This is a genomic window from Geodermatophilus normandii, assembly GCF_003182485.1.
In the GTDB taxonomy this organism is placed as follows: domain Bacteria; phylum Actinomycetota; class Actinomycetes; order Mycobacteriales; family Geodermatophilaceae; genus Geodermatophilus; species Geodermatophilus normandii.
The window spans coordinates 1,190,424-1,205,863 of sequence record NZ_QGTX01000001.1 but is presented as its reverse complement, the minus strand read 5'-3'; the positions used below and the strand labels follow the sequence as shown (position 1 = coordinate 1,205,863).

15 protein-coding genes are annotated in these 15,440 nt (G+C 77.1%); 9 read left to right on the top strand and 6 right to left on the bottom strand.

Going from position 1 to position 15,440, the window contains the following annotated elements:
* Window positions 1–7 precede the first annotated feature (7 nt).
* The gene (gene uraH, locus JD79_RS05955) at window positions 8–325 is read right to left on the bottom strand and encodes a hydroxyisourate hydrolase (RefSeq protein ID WP_110004776.1); all 318 of its coding nucleotides are present in this window, start codon (window positions 323–325) and stop codon (window positions 8–10) included.
* Window positions 322–822 carry a 2-oxo-4-hydroxy-4-carboxy-5-ureidoimidazoline decarboxylase gene (gene uraD, locus JD79_RS05950; protein WP_211307882.1) on the bottom strand — a complete coding sequence of 167 codons (501 nt, stop codon included), beginning with the start codon at window positions 820–822 and terminating at the stop codon, window positions 322–324. Before uraD ends, uraH begins: the two co-directional genes overlap by 4 nt.
* 45 nt (window positions 823–867) lie before the next feature.
* On the opposite strand from uraD, the gene aceB reads away from it, so the two are divergent.
* From aceB to JD79_RS05925, 5 genes are all read left to right on the top strand, one after another.
* Window positions 868–2,439, top strand: a complete 1,572-nt coding sequence (gene aceB / locus JD79_RS05945) for a malate synthase A (RefSeq protein WP_211307881.1) — start codon at window positions 868–870, stop codon at window positions 2,437–2,439.
* 76 nt (window positions 2,440–2,515) lie between these two features.
* Window positions 2,516–3,763, top strand: coding sequence for a DUF6986 family protein (locus JD79_RS05940; RefSeq protein WP_110004773.1), 1,248 nt, complete (start codon window positions 2,516–2,518; stop codon window positions 3,761–3,763).
* Window positions 3,764–3,784: 21 nt separating this feature from the next.
* A complete protein-coding gene (locus tag JD79_RS05935) occupies window positions 3,785–8,875 on the top strand; it encodes a SpoIIE family protein phosphatase (RefSeq protein WP_110004772.1) in 5,091 nt (1,696 codons plus the stop codon).
* Between the two features lie 101 nt (window positions 8,876–8,976).
* Window positions 8,977–10,017: a sensor histidine kinase gene (locus JD79_RS05930; RefSeq protein WP_146220397.1), complete on the top strand. Its 1,041-nt coding sequence runs from the start codon at window positions 8,977–8,979 to the stop codon at window positions 10,015–10,017.
* A 32-nt stretch (window positions 10,018–10,049) separates the two neighbouring features.
* Window positions 10,050–10,553 carry a MarR family winged helix-turn-helix transcriptional regulator gene (locus JD79_RS05925; protein ID WP_110004770.1) on the top strand — a complete coding sequence of 168 codons (504 nt, stop codon included), beginning with the start codon at window positions 10,050–10,052 and terminating at the stop codon, window positions 10,551–10,553.
* A gap of 14 nt (window positions 10,554–10,567) precedes the next feature.
* Here the strand turns inward: JD79_RS05925 and JD79_RS05920 are convergent, their stop codons facing one another.
* Entirely contained in the window at window positions 10,568–11,581 is a 1,014-nt protein-coding gene (locus tag JD79_RS05920; protein ID WP_110004769.1) for an ATP-dependent DNA ligase, read from the bottom strand.
* Between the two features lie 237 nt (window positions 11,582–11,818).
* On the opposite strand from JD79_RS05920, the gene JD79_RS05915 reads away from it, so the two are divergent.
* Entirely contained in the window at window positions 11,819–12,391 is a 573-nt protein-coding gene (locus JD79_RS05915; RefSeq protein ID WP_110004768.1) for an NADPH-dependent FMN reductase, read from the top strand.
* Between the two features lie 25 nt (window positions 12,392–12,416).
* On the opposite strand, the gene JD79_RS05910 is transcribed toward JD79_RS05915, so the two are convergent.
* Window positions 12,417–12,965, bottom strand: a complete 549-nt coding sequence (locus JD79_RS05910) for an NUDIX domain-containing protein (protein WP_110004767.1) — start codon at window positions 12,963–12,965, stop codon at window positions 12,417–12,419.
* 47 nt (window positions 12,966–13,012) lie between these two features.
* Here JD79_RS05910 and JD79_RS05905 point away from each other — a divergent pair, with 47 nt between their 5' ends.
* Window positions 13,013–13,501, top strand: coding sequence for a DnaJ family domain-containing protein (locus tag JD79_RS05905; RefSeq protein WP_211307880.1), 489 nt, complete (start codon window positions 13,013–13,015; stop codon window positions 13,499–13,501).
* 21 nt (window positions 13,502–13,522) lie between these two features.
* Here the strand turns inward: JD79_RS05905 and JD79_RS05900 are convergent, their stop codons facing one another.
* Both JD79_RS05900 and JD79_RS05895 read right to left on the bottom strand, forming a co-directional pair.
* Entirely contained in the window at window positions 13,523–13,891 is a 369-nt protein-coding gene (locus tag JD79_RS05900) for a nuclear transport factor 2 family protein (RefSeq protein ID WP_110004765.1), read from the bottom strand.
* A gap of 26 nt (window positions 13,892–13,917) precedes the next feature.
* The gene (locus JD79_RS05895) at window positions 13,918–14,337 is read right to left on the bottom strand and encodes a hypothetical protein (protein WP_110004764.1); all 420 of its coding nucleotides are present in this window, start codon (window positions 14,335–14,337) and stop codon (window positions 13,918–13,920) included.
* An 87-nt stretch (window positions 14,338–14,424) separates the two neighbouring features.
* Here JD79_RS05895 and JD79_RS05890 point away from each other — a divergent pair, with 87 nt between their 5' ends.
* Window positions 14,425–15,276: a helix-turn-helix domain-containing protein gene (locus JD79_RS05890; RefSeq protein ID WP_110004763.1), complete on the top strand. Its 852-nt coding sequence runs from the start codon at window positions 14,425–14,427 to the stop codon at window positions 15,274–15,276.
* Complete coding sequence (locus JD79_RS22480; RefSeq protein WP_170149132.1) at window positions 15,273–15,440, top strand: hypothetical protein; 168 nt, start codon at window positions 15,273–15,275, stop codon at window positions 15,438–15,440. The genes JD79_RS05890 and JD79_RS22480 overlap by 4 nt, the downstream gene beginning before the upstream one ends.

Sequence of the window (15,440 nt, the reverse complement as noted above, 5' to 3'; positions counted from 1 at the left end):
GCAGGCCTCAGCTGCCGCGGTAGGTGGAGTAGGCGAACGGGGACAGCAGGAGCGGCACGTGGTGGTGGGCAGCGGGCTCGGTGACGGCGAACGTCAGCGTGACCTCCGGCCAGAACGCCGTCGTCCCGCGCGCGGCGAACCAGGCGCCGGTGGCGAACACCAGCCGGTGCGGCCCGGCGGCGGTGCCCGCCTCGGTCAGCCGGCAGCGGCCGTCGTCGTCCGTCACGCCCTCGGCGAGCAGGGAGTCCCCCGCGAACAGGCGGACGGCGATCCCCGCGGCCGGGCGGCCGGCGACGGCGTCGAGCACGTGGGTGGAGACGCTCATGCGCCGAGGAGCCCCTGCACCCGCAGCTCGGTGATCTGCGCCAGCTGCTCGACCACCTCGGCCCGCTCGGCGTCGGCGTCGTTGTCCAGCCGGCGGCGCAGCTCGGCGAGCACCTCCTCGGGCGACCGGCCGGCCGCGCGGATCAGGTAGACGTGCCCGAAGCGCTCCTCGTAGGCGCGGTTGCCCTCGACGATCGCGGCGCGGGTGTCGTCGTCGGCACCGCCCATCGAGCCCTGCTCGCGGCGGGAGGCCCGCGCCTCGGCGGAGGAGCCCTCCACCCGGTCGCCGATGCGCGGGTGCGCGACCAGGGCCATCTGCACCTCGTCCCAGGGCAGGCCGCGGGCGACCTCCCCCGCGCGGCGGACAAGCGTGTCCGCGTCGGGGAACGGGCGGCCGGCGACCAGCTCGGCGGCGAAGCGCGGGGCGGCGTTGCAGCCGCGCAGCGCCTCGACGGCGGCGTCGGCGGGCTCGCTGTTGAACTCGTCGAGGCGGGACACGGTGACAGGATGGCAGCCCATCCGGGCCGGCGAGGGGGACCAGCGGTGAGTGACGTGCGCGTGGAGGGTCCCGAGGTCGAGCGGGGCGAGGAGGTCCTCACCCCCGAGGCGCTGGAGTTCGTCGCCGACCTGCAGCGCCGCTTCGGCACCCAGCGCGACGCGCTGCTGGCCGCCCGGGCGACCCGGCGGGCCGAGATCGCCACCGCCCGCTGGCTGGACTTCCGCCCGGAGACCGCCGACGTGCGCGACGGCGACTGGCGGGTGCCTCCGCCGCCGCCCGGGCTGGTCGACCGCCGCGTGGAGATCACCGGCCCGACCGAGCCGAAGATGGCGGTCAACGCGCTCAACTGCGGCGCCGACGTCTGGCTCGCCGACCTCGAGGACGCCAACACCCCGCACTGGCGCAACGTCGTCACCGGGCAGCTGGTCCTGCGCGACGCCGTCCGCCGGCAGCTGGCGTTCACCACTCCCGAGGGCCGGGATTACCGGCTCCGGGACGACGGCGACCTGCCCACGATCGTCCCGCGCCCGCGCGGCTGGCACCTGCCCGAGCGGCACGTGCTGGTCGACGGGCAGCCGACGGTGGGCGCGCTGGTCGACGCCGGGCTGTACCTGTTCCACAACGCCGCCGAGCAGCTCGAGCGCGGCAGCGGCCCCTACTTCTACCTGCCGAAGCTGGAGGGTCACCTCGAGGCCGGGCTGTGGAAGCTCGTCCTCGACCACGCCGAGCGGGTGCTGGGGATCCCCGAGGGCTCCGTCCGCGCCACCATGCTCATCGAGACCATCCCGGCCGCGTTCGAGATGGAGGAGATGCTGCACGCGCTGGGCAGTCACGCCACGGGCCTGAACGCCGGCCGCTGGGACTACCTGTTCAGCGTCATCAAGGTCTTCCGCGAGGCCGGGCCGGAGTTCGTGCTCCCCGACCGGGCCGCGGTCACGATGACCGCACCGATGATGCGGGCCTACACCGACCAGCTGGTCGCCGTCTGCCACCGCCGCGGCGCCATGGCCATCGGCGGCATGGCCGCGGCGATCCCCAGCCGCAGGGACGCCGAGGCCAACGAGCGCGCGCTGGCGAGGGTCCGCGAGGACAAGACCCGCGAGGCCGGTGACGGCTTCGACGGCTCGTGGGTGGCCCACCCCGACCTCGTGCCGGTCTGCCGCGAGGCGTTCGACGCCGTCCTCGGTGACCGGCCCAACCAGCTCGACCGGCAGCGCCCCGAGGTGTCGGTGACCGCGGCGCAGCTCCTCGACGTCGCCGGGGTGCCGGGTGGGCGCACCCTGGCCGGACTGCGGGCCAACGTCGAGGTGGCGGTCCGCTACCTGGCCGCGTGGCTCGCCGGCAACGGCGCGGTGGGCATCCACGGCCTCATGGAGGACGCCGCCACCGCCGAGATCAGCCGCTCGCAGGTGTGGCAGTGGGTGCACGCCGGCGTCGTGCTCGACACCGGCGAGACGGTGACGGAGGACCTGGTCCGCCGCGTCGTCGCCGAGGAGGTCGAGGGCATCGGCGAGCTCCCGCGCCTCGACGACGCCCGCCGGCTGTTCGAGCAGGTCGCGCTGGCGGAGGACTTCCCCGACTTCCTCACGCTGCCCGCCTACGAGCTGATCGAGTGAGGGACTCCCGCCTCCACCTCCCGCGGGCTCGGGGCGGGCCCTGCGCGGAGGCCGCAACGGTGATCGGAGTGGACGCGTGACCCTGGGCGAGGACGTCTACGCCGAGCTGGACCGGCGGCTCGCTCCCGTCGACGCCGCCCGCGCGGCCGCGTACCCCGGGGAGCGGCCGGCCCGGCAGCCGGTGCACACCTGCTACGTCCCCGCCGACGCCGTCGTCCCCGGCCTGGCCGCCGGCTGGGGCACCGCGGCGCTGGCCGCCCTCGACGAGCACGGCCTCCCCGACCTCGGGTACGACGCCGGCCTGCTCGACCAGGTGCTGCCGCGGGTGCGCGCCAAGCTCGCCGCCGAGCCGGTCGAGGACCTGCGGGTCGACGCCGAGGACGGCTACCGCGGCCGGCCCGGGGCCGAGGACGGCGACGTCGTGCGCGCGGCCGGGGCGGTCGCCGCCGACCGCGCCGCCGGCACCGCCCCGCCGTCGGTCGGGATCCGCGCGAAGTCGCTGGAGGGGCCGACCCGCCGCCGCGGCGTCCGCTCCCTCGACCTGTTCCTGTCCGCCCTGGGAGCCGACACCGCCACGGAGGTCCCTCCCCGGGCGACGGTCACGCTCCCCAAGGTCACCGACGTCGAGCAGGTGCGCGCCTTCCTGCCCGTCCTCGACGCGCTCGAGGGCGCGCACGGCGTCGCGCTCGACCTGGAGCTGCAGGTGGAGACGCCGCAGGCGGTGCTCGGCGCCGACGGCGCGGTGACGCTGGCCCGCATGGTGCACGCGGCCGGCCCGCGGCTGACCGGGCTGCACCACGGCACCTACGACTACAGCGCGGCGCTGGGCATCGCGGCGGCGCACCAGTCCTCCGACCACCCGGCGCTCGACCTCGCCAAGCAGCTCATGCAGGTCGCCGTCGCGGGCACGGGCGCGCGGGCGGTCGACGGCTCCACGAACCAGCTGCCCGTCGGCCCGCGCGAGCAGGTGCACGCCGGCTGGCGGGTGCACGCCGGGTTGGTGCGGCGGGCGCTCGGGCGCGGCCTGTACCAGGGCTGGGACCTGCACCCCGCCCAGCTGGTCACCCGCTACGTGGCCACCTACGCGTTCTTCCGCGGCGCCCTCCCGGCGGCGGCCGCGCGGCTGAGGGCCTACGTCGAGCGGGCCGACGCCGGGGTGCTCGACGAGCCGGCCACCGCGCGGGCGCTGGCCGGCGTGGTGCTGCGCGGGCTGGACTGCGGCGCCGTCGACGCGGCCGAGGTCGCGGCGGCCACCGGCCTGGACCGCACGGCCCTCGACGCGCTGGCCGGACGGGACCCGGCGCGCCCGGGGAGCAGCGCCTAGGCTGCCCTGCGTGGTGGCGCGGTGACGGGGGACGGGGCCGGCCCGCGGTCCGCTCCCGGACCGGAGCCGCAGGGGGAGATGGCCGCCCGGCTGGCGACGATCGACTGGGCGGCGACCTCCCTCGGCCCGCGCGAGGACTGGCCCCAGAGCCTCCGGACGGCGCTCGACATCTGCCTGTCCTCCCGGTTCCCCATGCTCGTGTGGTGGGGGCCGCAGCTCATCGACTTCTACAACGACGCCTACCTGCCCACCCTCGGGGACAAGCACCCCGCCGCGCTCGGCCGCCCGGCGCCGGAGGTGTGGCCCGAGGCGTGGCACGAGCTCGGCCCGCTCGCCGACCAGGTGCTCAGCGGGGGCGGCGCGACCTACTCCCGCGACCAGCTCCTGCTGCTGCAGCGGTACGGCTACGTCGAGGAGACCTACTGGACGTTCTCCTACAGCCCCATCGCCGAGGAGAGCGGTGCGGTCGGCGGCGTCTTCGTGGTGGCCACCGACACCACCGACCAGGTGCTCGGCGACCGGCGGCTGTGGGTCCTGCGCGACCTGGGTGAGCTCTCGTCCTCCACGGGCACGGTCGAGGACGCCTGCCGGACCGCCGTGGGGGTGCTCGAGCGGCACCGGGTGACGGTGCCGCTCGCCGCCGTCTTCCTGCGGGAGGACGACGACCCGGAGGCGCTCCGCGCGGTGGCGGTCTCCGGCGCCGTGGAGGGCAGCGCCGCCGCGGCCGGGGAGCTGCCGGGTCCCGTCGCCGAGGTCGTCCGGCGCGTGCTGCGCACCGGCACCGGGGAGGTCTGCGACGGGCTGGCCGCCGCCGACCGGCTGGTGCGGTCCCCGATCGGCGAGGCCGTCCCCGACCGGGCCGTCGTCCTGCCCGTCGCGGTGTCGGGGGAGGACGAGGCGGCCGGCGTCCTGGTCCTCGGCGTCTGCCCCTACCGCGCCCTCGACGCCAACTACCGCGGGTTCTTCGACCTCGTGGCCGGGCACGTGTCGACGGCGGTCACCGACGCGCGTGCCTACCAGGCCGAGCGGCGACGCGCCGAGGCCCTCGCCGAGCTCGACCGCGCCAAGACCGACTTCTTCAGCAACGTCAGCCACGAGTTCCGCACCCCGCTGACGCTCATCATGGGCCCGGTCGCCGAGCTGCGGGCCTCGGCGGCGGCCACGGCCGACCCGCGGGTGGCCGAGGAGCTCGAGGTCGTCGAGCGCAACGCGCTGCGGCTGCAGAAGCTGGTCAACACCCTGCTCGACTTCTCCCGCATCCAGGCCGGCCGGATCGACGCGCGCTTCGAGCCGGTCGACCTCGCCGCGACCACCGCCGAGCTGGCCAGCGTCTTCCGCTCCGCCGTCGACCGGGCGGGCCTGCGGCTGACCGTCGACTGCCCGCCGCTGTCCGAGCCGGTCCACATCGACCGGGACATGTGGGAGAAGGTCGTCCTCAACCTGCTCTCCAACGCCCTGAAGTTCACCTTCGCCGGCGGCATCACCGTGCGGCTGCGGCAGGGGGACGGCGTCGCGGTCCTCACCGTCGCCGACACCGGCACCGGCATCCCCGCCGCCGAGCTGCCCCGGCTGTTCGAGCGCTTCACCCGCGTCTCCGGCGCCCGGGCGCGCTCCGGGGAGGGCAGCGGCATCGGGCTGGCGATGGTCCGCGAGCTCGTGGGCCTGCACGGCGGCTCGGTGGAGGTCGACAGCACGCCCGACGTCGGCACCACCTTCACCGTCACCGTGCCGCTGGGCACCGCGCACCTGCCCGCCGACCGGCTGGCCCCCGCGGTCGCCGAGGCGCCGGCGATCTCGCCCGGGGCCACGCCGTTCGTCGCCGAGGCGCTGCGCTGGCTCCCGGGCGCGGCCGACGACGTCCCCGCGTCCGCCCCCGGGTCGCAGGGCAGCCGCGCCGGCCGGGTGCTGGTGGCCGACGACAACGCCGACATGCGCGACTACGTGACACGGCTGCTCGCGCCGGTGCACGAGGTCCGCGCGGTCGCCGACGGGCAGGCGGCCCTGGAGGCGGCCCTGGCCGATCCGCCCGACCTCGTCGTCAGCGACGTGATGATGCCGCGGCTGGACGGCATGCAGCTGCTCGCCGCCCTGCGCGCGGACGCCCGCACCTCCCGCGTCCCCGTCGTCCTGCTCTCGGCCCGCGCCGGCCAGGAGGCCGCCGTCGAGGGGCTGGCCGCCGGCGCCGACGACTACCTGGTCAAGCCCTTCTCCGCCCAGGAGCTGCTGGCCCGCGTCGACGCCCACCTGCAGCTCGGCCGCGCCCGCCGCGAGGCCGAGGAGCGCTTCACCGCGATGGCCGACCTCGCGCCGGCCCTGATCTGGGTCGCCGACGGCTCCGGCCGGCGCGAGTTCCTCAACGCCGCGTGGACGGCGTTCACCGGCCGGCCGCCGGAGGCCGAGCTCGGGGACGGGTGGCAGACCGGGCTGCACCCCGACGACGCCGGACGCTACGCCGCCACCGTGGCGGCGGCGACGGCGGCGGGGGAGGGCTGGGAGGTCGAGTTCCGGCTGCGCCGGGCCGACGGCGCCTACCACTGGCTGCTCGAGCGCGCGGTCCCGATCGGCGGCACCGCCGGGGGCTGGGTGGGCAGCTGCACCGACATCAACGCCCGCTACCGGGAGACCGAGCGGCAGTCGCTGCTCGCCGCGGTCGGCACGGCGCTCGACCGCGAGACCGAGGTCGACCGGCAGCTGGCCGGCCTGGCGCAGCTGGTGGTCGACCGCCGCCTGGCCGACGTCTGCACCGCGCGGGTCGTCGGCCCGGACGGGCGGTTGCGCTACGCCGGCCGCGCGGACATCCAGGGGACCGACGAGCAGCTGGCGGAGCTGCAGCCGCACGGCGGGCTGGGCGTCGAGGTGCTCGACAGCGGCGTGCCGCTGCTGCGCCCGCACCTGTCCGGTGCCGGCGACGGCGGCGTCCGGCTGGACCTGAGCTCGGCGCTCCTGGTGCCGCTCACCGTCCGCGGCCGGGTGCGGGCGGTGCTGGCGCTCGGCCGCCGCGACGACGCCCCGCCCTTCCACGACGACGACCGCGCGCTGGTCGAGGAGATCGGAGCCCGCGCCGCCCTCGCGCTGGACAACGCGCTCCTGCTGGCCGAGGAGCGGGCCGCGGCGCGGCGCCTCGGCCTGCTCCAGCGGGTGACCGCCGAGCTGTCGGCCGCCACGACCCCGGTGGAGGTGGCCGAGGCCGCGGCCGCCTCCGTCCTCTCGCTGACCGGGAGCGGCAGCCGCGTCGGCGTCTACGAGGTCGACGCCGCCGGCCGCGCGCTGCGCCTGCTCGCGCCCGCCGGGCCCCCGGCCGACGACGCGCAGCGGTGGGCCGAGATCCCGCTGAGCACGCCGCTGGCGGTCACCACGGCGGTCACCGGGCGCCGCGCGGTGTGGATCGAGGACGTCCCGGACCGCGGGGACGGCGGTCCCGGGTCGGTCGTGGCGCTGCCGCTGCTGGTCGCCGGCCGGGTGGTCGGCGTGATCGGGGTGGCCTCCCCGGAGGCCGGCCGGCTCGGGCCGGCCGAGCGCGGGATGCTGCTGGCGGTCGCCGAGCAGTGCGCCTCGGCGCTGGACCGGGCGCGCCTCTACCGCGCCGAGCAGGACATCGCCTCCACCCTGCAGCTGAGCCTGCTGCCCGCCGCGGTGCCCCGGCTGGAGCGGCTCGCGCTGGCCGCGGAGTACCTGCCCGGTGCCGCGGGCACCTCGGCCGGCGGCGACTGGTACGACGTCGTCGAGCTGGGCGGGGACCGCGTGGCCATCGCCGTGGGCGACGTCGTGGGCCAGGGCCCGGCGGCCGCCGCGGTCATGGGCCAGCTGCGCAGCGCGCTGTCGGCGGCGCTGCTGCAGGGCAAGCCGCCGGCGGAGGCCCTCGAGCTGCTGGACCGCTTCGCCGCCCGGCTGCCCGGCGCGCTGGCCTCGACGGCGGCGTGCCTGGTGCTCGACTGGACCGCCGGCACCGTGCGGTGGGCGCGCGCCGGCCACCCACCGCCGCTGCTGGTGACCGACGGCGCGGCGACCTTCCTCGAGGAGGGCGGGGGCGCGGTCCTCGGCGCGCCGGGCCGGCGGCCCTACGTCGAGGGCAGCACCACGGTCCTGCCGGGGACGACGCTGCTGCTCTACACCGACGGCCTGGTCGAGCGCCGCGGCGAGTCGCTGGACACCGGCCTGCGCCGCGTCGCCGAGGCCGCCGCCCGCCTCGGCGGCGCCGAGCCGCGCCGGCTGACCCGCGCGCTGCTGGCCGAGGTGCTCGACGAGTCGGCCCTCCCGGACGACGTCGCGGTCATCGCCGCCCGGCTGACCCCGCCGCCGCTGCACGAGGTGCTGCGCGCCGAGCCCGCCCGGCTGCGCGGGGTGCGGCGCCGGGTGACCGCCTGGGCACTGGCCGCCGGGCTGGCCGGCGACTCCCTCGACGACCTGCAACTGGCCCTCGGCGAGGCGCTGGCCAACGCCGTCGAGCACGCCTACGCCGCCACCGCAGGGGAGGGCCGCTGCGAGTACCGGCTGGAGCGGGCCGCCGACGGCAGCATCGACGTCTGCGTGCGCGACGAGGGCGTGTGGCGGCCGGCGCCGGCCGACAAGGGGTACCGGGGGCGCGGGCTGGAGCTGATCTCGGCGCTGGCCACCGACGTCGAGGTCGGCCGCACCGTCGACGACGGCGGCCGGGAGGGCGCCGGCACCACCGTGCACTTCCGCTTCGTCCCGGCCGGTCCCGGCCCGGACCGGCCGGTGGTCCGGGGCACCGGTGGGCGGGCCGACGCCGAGCCGGCCCGGCTGACGGTGGACCGCGGGCCCGGCAGCGTGCGCCTCGGACTGTCCGGTGAGGTCGACCTGGCCGCCGCGCCGGCCCTGCGGGCGGAGGCCCTGCGCGCCATCGACGGCGTCCCGGACGGCACGCGGGTGCTGCTGGACCTGGAGCCGGTCACCTACCTGGCCAGCGCCGGCGTCGGCCTGGTGCTCGAGCTGATGCGGGTGGCGACCGCACGCCGCCTGGTCCTCCGGGTGCGCACCCGTGAGGGGTCCGCCCCGGCCCGCGTGCTCGCCCTGGGCGGTGTGGACACCGGCGCGGGGCGCGGCACCGCCGACGGTCCGCGGGGGCGCCGGTCCGCCGCCTGGGGGACGTGAGGGGCACCCGGGAGCGCGTCGACGGTGGACGTGTTCCACAATCGGGGGCGACGGGTCGGGGCAGTTCCGGCTCGCAGGCGGTCGAGGGGCCAGTGGATCCGGTGGTCGAGGCCTCCGCCAGGCAGGCGGAGCAGCGGAGCGGCGAGGGCGAGCGGAGTCCCCGCCCGTCGCCGGACCGGTCGGCCTTCGTGCACGGCGCCGCGCTCGTGCACTCCCCGGGCGAGGCGGTCGGGGTGGCCGCCGCCTACGTCGACGAGGGCCTGCGGGCCGGCGACCTGCCGGTCCTCGCCTGCGCACCGGAGACCGTCGAGGCCATCCGCCGGGCGCTCGGGCTGCGGGCCCGCGAGGTCGAGGACGACGCGCGCATCTGCCTGGTCGGCGCCCGCGCCCCCGACGCGATGGCCGTGATCCGGCAGCGGGTCGAGCGCGCCGCCACCCGGGGATCGGGGCGGCTGCGGATCCTCGCCGAGCCCGTCTTCGGGTCCGACCCCCGGCGCTGGCGCGAGGTCCGGCGGTACGAGGCGGCCTCGAACGCCCTGGTGAGCGGCGCGCCGCTGTCCTGCCTGTGCGTCTACGACCGCGAGCGGTCGCCGGCCGAGGTCCTCGCGACCGCGCGGCACACCCACCCGGAGCTGTGGATGGGCGGCGTGCGGGTGCGCAACTCGGAGTACCGGGAGCCGGTCGGCGTCCTGCGCGACCTCGGTGCCGCCCGCGAGCCGGTCGAGGCGGGCGAGCCGGTGTTCGCCGTCGACGCGGCACCCGCGCTGGCCGGCCTGCGCGGCGGGCTGCGGCGGGCTCTGGAGGCGGTCGTCCCCGACGCCGACCAGCGCGCCGACCTCCACCTGGGCATGAGCGAGGTGGCGGCGAACGCCTTCCGGCACGGCCGGCGGCCGGTCTCGGCGCGGGTGTGGGCCGACCGCTCCACCGTCGTCTGCACGATCTCCGACTCCGGCACGACCTTCGCCGACCCCCTCGCGGGCTTCCTGCCGGCGCACGGCGACGACCTCTCCGCCGGTGGGATGGGCCTGTGGTTGGCCCGCAAGCTCTGGGACGACGTCGACCTGGTGTCCGGCCCCGAGGGGTTCACCGTCCGGCTGGCGAGCGGTCTGGTGCGCCCGGGGGAGGGGCTCGGCGCGGCTTGACGCCCGCGTTCTCTCACTGCTGAGGTACCAGGGTGGAGGACGCCGTCGACCTCATCCTCGAGCAGTGGTCCCGGGAGCGTCCGGACCTCGACTGCTCGCCGATGGGGATCATCGGCCGGATCACCCAGCTGCAGCGGGAGGTCCACCTGGCCCAGCGGGCGACGTTCGCGCGGCACGGCCTGGACGCGCCGTCCTTCGACGTCCTCGCCGCGCTGCGCCGGGCCGGGGAGCCGTACCAGCTGACGCCCACGGCGCTCATGCGCACGGCGCTGGTCACCTCCGGCGCGATCACCCAGCGGCTGGACCGGCTGGAGGAGAAGGGGCTGATCACCCGCACGCGCAGCGACGCCGACGGGCGGGCCGTCGTCGTCACCCTGACCGCGGCCGGCCGGGAGGCCCTGGACGCGGCGCTGCCCGACCACCTGGAGACCGAGCGCCGCCTGCTGGCCGGGCTGTCGGAGGACGAGCTGGCCCAGCTGGCCTGCCTGTTGCGCCGGTTCCTCGTGACGCTGGGCCGCGTGCCCCAGCGCCCCTGAGACCCCAGCGGCCCCTAGTCGGCTCGCGGGACGTCGCCGGGCACGAGGTCGGGGCGGACCCGGACGAAGCGCAGCGGGTGCCGGAACACCCCGGCGGTGAGCGCGGCGTCCGCGCTGACCTCGACGACGGCGACCGGCTCCACCCGGGTGAGCGCCACCGACAGCCGCCCGCCGCCGAAGCGGCCGGTGCCGATCCGCTCGGGCCAGGGGTGGTCGGGGCCGGCGGGGGTGAGGACGGCGGCCAGCTCGGCCGACTGGGCGGGCGAGAGCGGGCTGGTGCGCCCGACGACGACCAGCTCGCCGTCGCGGTAGCGACCGGCCACCAGCTGGCTCGGCCGCTCGAGGGGACCGATGACGCCGCCGGCCAGGACCTCCGTCGTCTCCCAGGACTTGACCTTGAGCCACTCGCGCCGGCCGGCGGCGTACCGGGTGGACGCGCCCTTGGCGACCAGCCCCTCGATGCCCAGCGGGCGCAGGTCCTCGGCCCAGCCGCGCGCCTCGTCCGGGTCGGCGGTGACCGGGGACAGCTGCATCGGGGGCGCCCACCGCCGGGCGAGCTCCTCCAGCGCGGAGCGGCGGCTGCGGAACGGCCGCCGGCGCTGGTCCCCGCCGCCGGCGGCGAGCAGGTCGAAGGCGACGTAGGACGCGGGGTGCGCGGCGGCGAGGGCGGCCATCCGCGAGGGCGGGGTGACCATGCGGCGCTGCAGCAGCCCGAAGTCCAGGCGCTCGCCGTTCCAGACGACGACCTCACCGTCGAGCACCGTGCCGGCCGGGACCTGGGCGAGCGCGGCGGCGGCGACGTCGGGGAAGCGGTCGGTGAGGTCGCGGCCCTGCTTGGACCACAGCCGGGTGCCGCTGCGGCCGCGGACGACGACCAGCCGGTAGCCGTCCCACTTGGGCTCGTAGCGGCAGCCGCCGGGCAGCGCGGACGCCGTCGGCAGGTCGCGCACCGGCTTGGCCAGCTGCACCGCCACCGGACCGGCGAGGTCCGGCGGCAGGTCCGGCAGGCCGGGGACGCTGAGCGGCACCCGGACAGCGTCGGGGGTGCGGGAGCCGTGCGCAGGCTCCCGAGCAGGCGGATCACCCGTTCAGGGCAGGTCGCCACGCTGCGCGACCGATCCGCCCGGCGGCACGAGCGGCGTCCGGCTGTCCAGGCACGATCGGGTCACGGCACTGCGGCGGGGATCACCGGCGGTGCCGGAAGGAGCCGGTCGAGCCGCCGGTTGAGTGCTCAACGAGTCGTTCCGCCGTCCTCGGAGGTCCCGGTGTCCCGTCCCGTCCTGCAGGTGATCGCCGCCAGCACCCGTCCCGGCCGCCGCGGCCTCGCCGTCGCCCGCTGGCTGCAGCGCCTGGCCGAGGAGCACGCCGGGTTCGACGTCGAGCTCGTCGACCTCGCCGAGGTGGGCCTCCCGGTGTTCGACGAGCCGAACCACCCGCGGCTGCAGCAGTACACGCACCAGCACACGAGGGACTGGAGTGCGACGGTGTCCCGCGCCGACGCGTTCGTCTTCGTGACGCCGGAGTACAACCACTCCTTCCCGGCGTCGCTGAAGAACGCCCTGGACTACCTGTCGGCCGAGTGGGCGGACAAGGCGGCCGGGCTGGTCACCTACGGCGGCGTCTCCGCCGGCCTGCGCGCCTCGTCGGCGGTCAAGCCGGTGCTCGGCGCGCTGCGGGTGCACGTGGTCCCCGAGGCGGTGTCGGTGCCCTTCTTCGCCCAGTTCCTCGACCAGGACGACGAGTTCGTGCCCAACGCCGAGCTCGAGGCCGGCGGCAAGGCGATGCTCGACGAGCTCGCCCGCGTCACCACCGCGCTGCGCACCCTCCGCGCCGCGTAGCGCCGTCCCGGGGGCCTTCGGAGCGTTAACGGCCCTCTCGGGCGAGCAGGAGCAGGGCGTAGGCGGCGAGCGAGGGGCCGTCGGTGAAGCGGCCGTCGCGGGCCATCGCCCGCAGCTCGCCCTCGGTCGCGAAGGCCGCCACCATGTCCGCCTCGGTGGCCTCCCGGGCCGTCGGGCCGGGCGTGAGGTCGGTGGCCAGCCAGACGTCGAACTCCTGGGTGGACAGCCCCGGCGCGAGGTCCAGGTGGCCGAGGTGCGCCATCCGCGCGGCCCGCAGGCCGGTCTCCTCGGCCAGCTCGGCGCGGGCCAGGTCCTCCGGCGTCCCGCTGGTGCCCGACGTCAGAGCCTCGGAGGACCACGTGCCCTGGGGGAACTCCCAGGCCCGGCGGGCCACCGGGTGGCGGAACTGCTCGACCAGCCAGAAACCGTCCCGCTCGGCGGCGATCACCAGGGCGAAGTCGGGCTTCTCGACGACGGAGTAGACGCCGGTGGAGCCGTCGGCGCGCTCGACGGTGTCCTCCCGCAACCGGATCCACGGGTTCCGGTAGACCTCCCTGCTGCCCGTCGTCCGCATGCGGCCGAGCCTCCCAGAGGCGGAGCATGGGGGCAGGAGGTGGTCGGGTGACCCAGCGCAAGCCGCCGGGGGTCTCGTTCGAGACCTGGGTGGAGCGGCAGATCGGCCAGGCGCAGGAGCGGGGCGACTTCACCGGCCTGCGGGGGGCGGGGAAACCGCTGCCGGCCTTCGACCCCGACGAGACGGCCTACGACTGGGCGATCGCCAAGGCCCGCCGCGAGGGGATCAGGCCGGCGGAGATGCTGCCGCCGGGGCTGGCGCTGCGCCGGGAGCGCGACGAGCTGCCGGAGCGGGTGGCGGGCCTGCCCTCGGAGGGCGCCGTCCGCGCCGTGGCCGAGGACTACAACGCCCGCGTCGAGGCGTTCTGGCGCCGGCCGCAGCCGAGCCGGTGGTCGCCGGTGCCCGGGCTGGCCGACGTCGAGGCGCTGGTCGAGGGCTGGCGCCGCGACCGCCCGCCACCCGCCCCGCCTGCCGCGGAGGAGCCGGTCGCAGACGCGCTCCCGCGCCGCCGCTGGTGGCAGCGGCGGCGCGGCTAGGTCCTGCGGCGCGGAACCGGCTCAGGCGCCGGCGGGCACCCGGTCGAGGAAGCCGAGCACGGTGCGGATCCGCCCGTCCGCGTCGGTCACCGCGACGTCGGAGCCGATCACCGGCGCCTCGGCGCCCTCCGGTCCCAGGTGCCACGTGAAACGCACCTGGTCGTGGTGGGCGTCGGCCGGGCCGGCCAGCCGGAAGACGAAGCCCGGGAACATCCCGTGCACGGCGGCGATGGTGGCGTCGAGCGCCGCCCGGCCCGCGACGTCGGCCATCGGGTCGGTGTAGGTGACGTCCTCGGCGAACACCTGCTCGACCAGCGCCCGGCGTGCGGCGGGGTCGGTCTCGTTCCAGGCGGCGAGGTAGCGCTCGGCGAGGTCGGGGGTGGCGGTCATGGCGGTTCTCCTCCTCGGGTGGGGGGTCAGCGAGTGCGGAGGGCGGTGAGCTGGAGGGCGGCGAAGCCGGCGACGACCGCGGCCTGGAGCAGCACCCAGACGGCGCCGGCGGTCGTGAGGTCGAAGCGGCCGCTCACGACGGCAGCGACGCTGGCGGCCGACCACAGCAGGTTGGCGCCGACGACGACCTCGGTGGCGCCGGCCGAGGTCCTCGGGCGGGCCGCGACCAGGGCGACGCCGGCCGCGTAGGCCAGCAGGGAGGCGCCCAGGCCGCGCAGCACCCCGGACGGGACGCCGAGGAGCCCGGTCAGCAGCGGGGCGGCGGCGAGGTAGGCCGCGCCGTTGGCGCCGGTGACGACGGCGTCGAGGCGGAGGACGGTGCGCAGCGGATCGCGGCCCAGCAGGCCGAGGGTCCGGGAGCGGGGGCGGGTGGCTGTCGTTGTCATGCCGCAGACCGTGGCGCCACCGGAGAGGCGGGTCGATTACCTCGCAGGTAGGCGACGCCGGACGCCGTCGTCACTAGCGTCGCCGCCGTGACCACCCTGACGCGCCCGCCGGTCGGGGAGCTGCTGCGCGGCTGGCGGCAGCGCCGCCGGCTCTCCCAGCTCGACCTCGCCAACGACGCGGAGGTGTCGGCGCGGCACCTGAGCTTCCTCGAGACCGGCCGGGCGCGGCCGAGCCGGGACATGCTGCTGCGGCTGGCCGAGCGGCTCGAGGTGCCGCTGCGCGAGCGCAACGAGCTGCTCCTGGCCGCCGGGTTCGCCCCCGCCTACGGCCGCCGTCCCCTCGACTCGCCCGACATGGCCGCCGTCACCCGGGCCCTGGACCTGGTGCTCACCGCCCACGAGCCGTACCCGGCCGTCGTCGTCGACCGGTCCTGGGAGCTGGTGACGGCGAACGCGAGCGTGGCGCTGTTCCTCGACGGCGTCGCCCCGCACCTGCTCGAGCCGCCGGCCAACGTGCTGCGGCTGAGCCTGCACCCCGACGGGCTCGCGCCGCGGATCGCCAACCTGCCGCAGTGGCGGGCGCACCTGCTGCACCGGCTCGGCCGCGAGGCGCACCTGACCGGCGACCCGGCGCTGGCCGCGCTGCACCGGGAGCTCGCCGCGCTGCCCGGGGGCACCGACCGGTCGACGCCCGACGGCATCGCCGTCCCGCTTCGGCTGCGCACCGACGACGGCGTGCTGTGCTTCCTGAGCACCGTGACCACCTTCGGCACCGCCGTCGACCTCACCGCCGCGGAGCTGTCGGTGGAGGCCTTCCTCCCCGCCGACGAGCACACCGCCGAGGTGCTCCGGGCCCGCCGTTCACCCCTGGCGAACCCGCGCCTGCTCGCTCAGGACAGGGGTAGGGGAGCGGTACCCGGACCCGAGGAGGACCGATGACCGAGGTACCCGGCACCGACCGCGACCAGGCGCGGGAGAACGTGCTCGAGGAGACGCCGCTCCGCCCGGAGGGCGTCGAGGAGGACACGTCGACCGAGGGCGACGAGGGCCAGACCGGCGACGACGTCAAGCCGGCGCCGGGGAGCACCGACCCGGTGACCTGA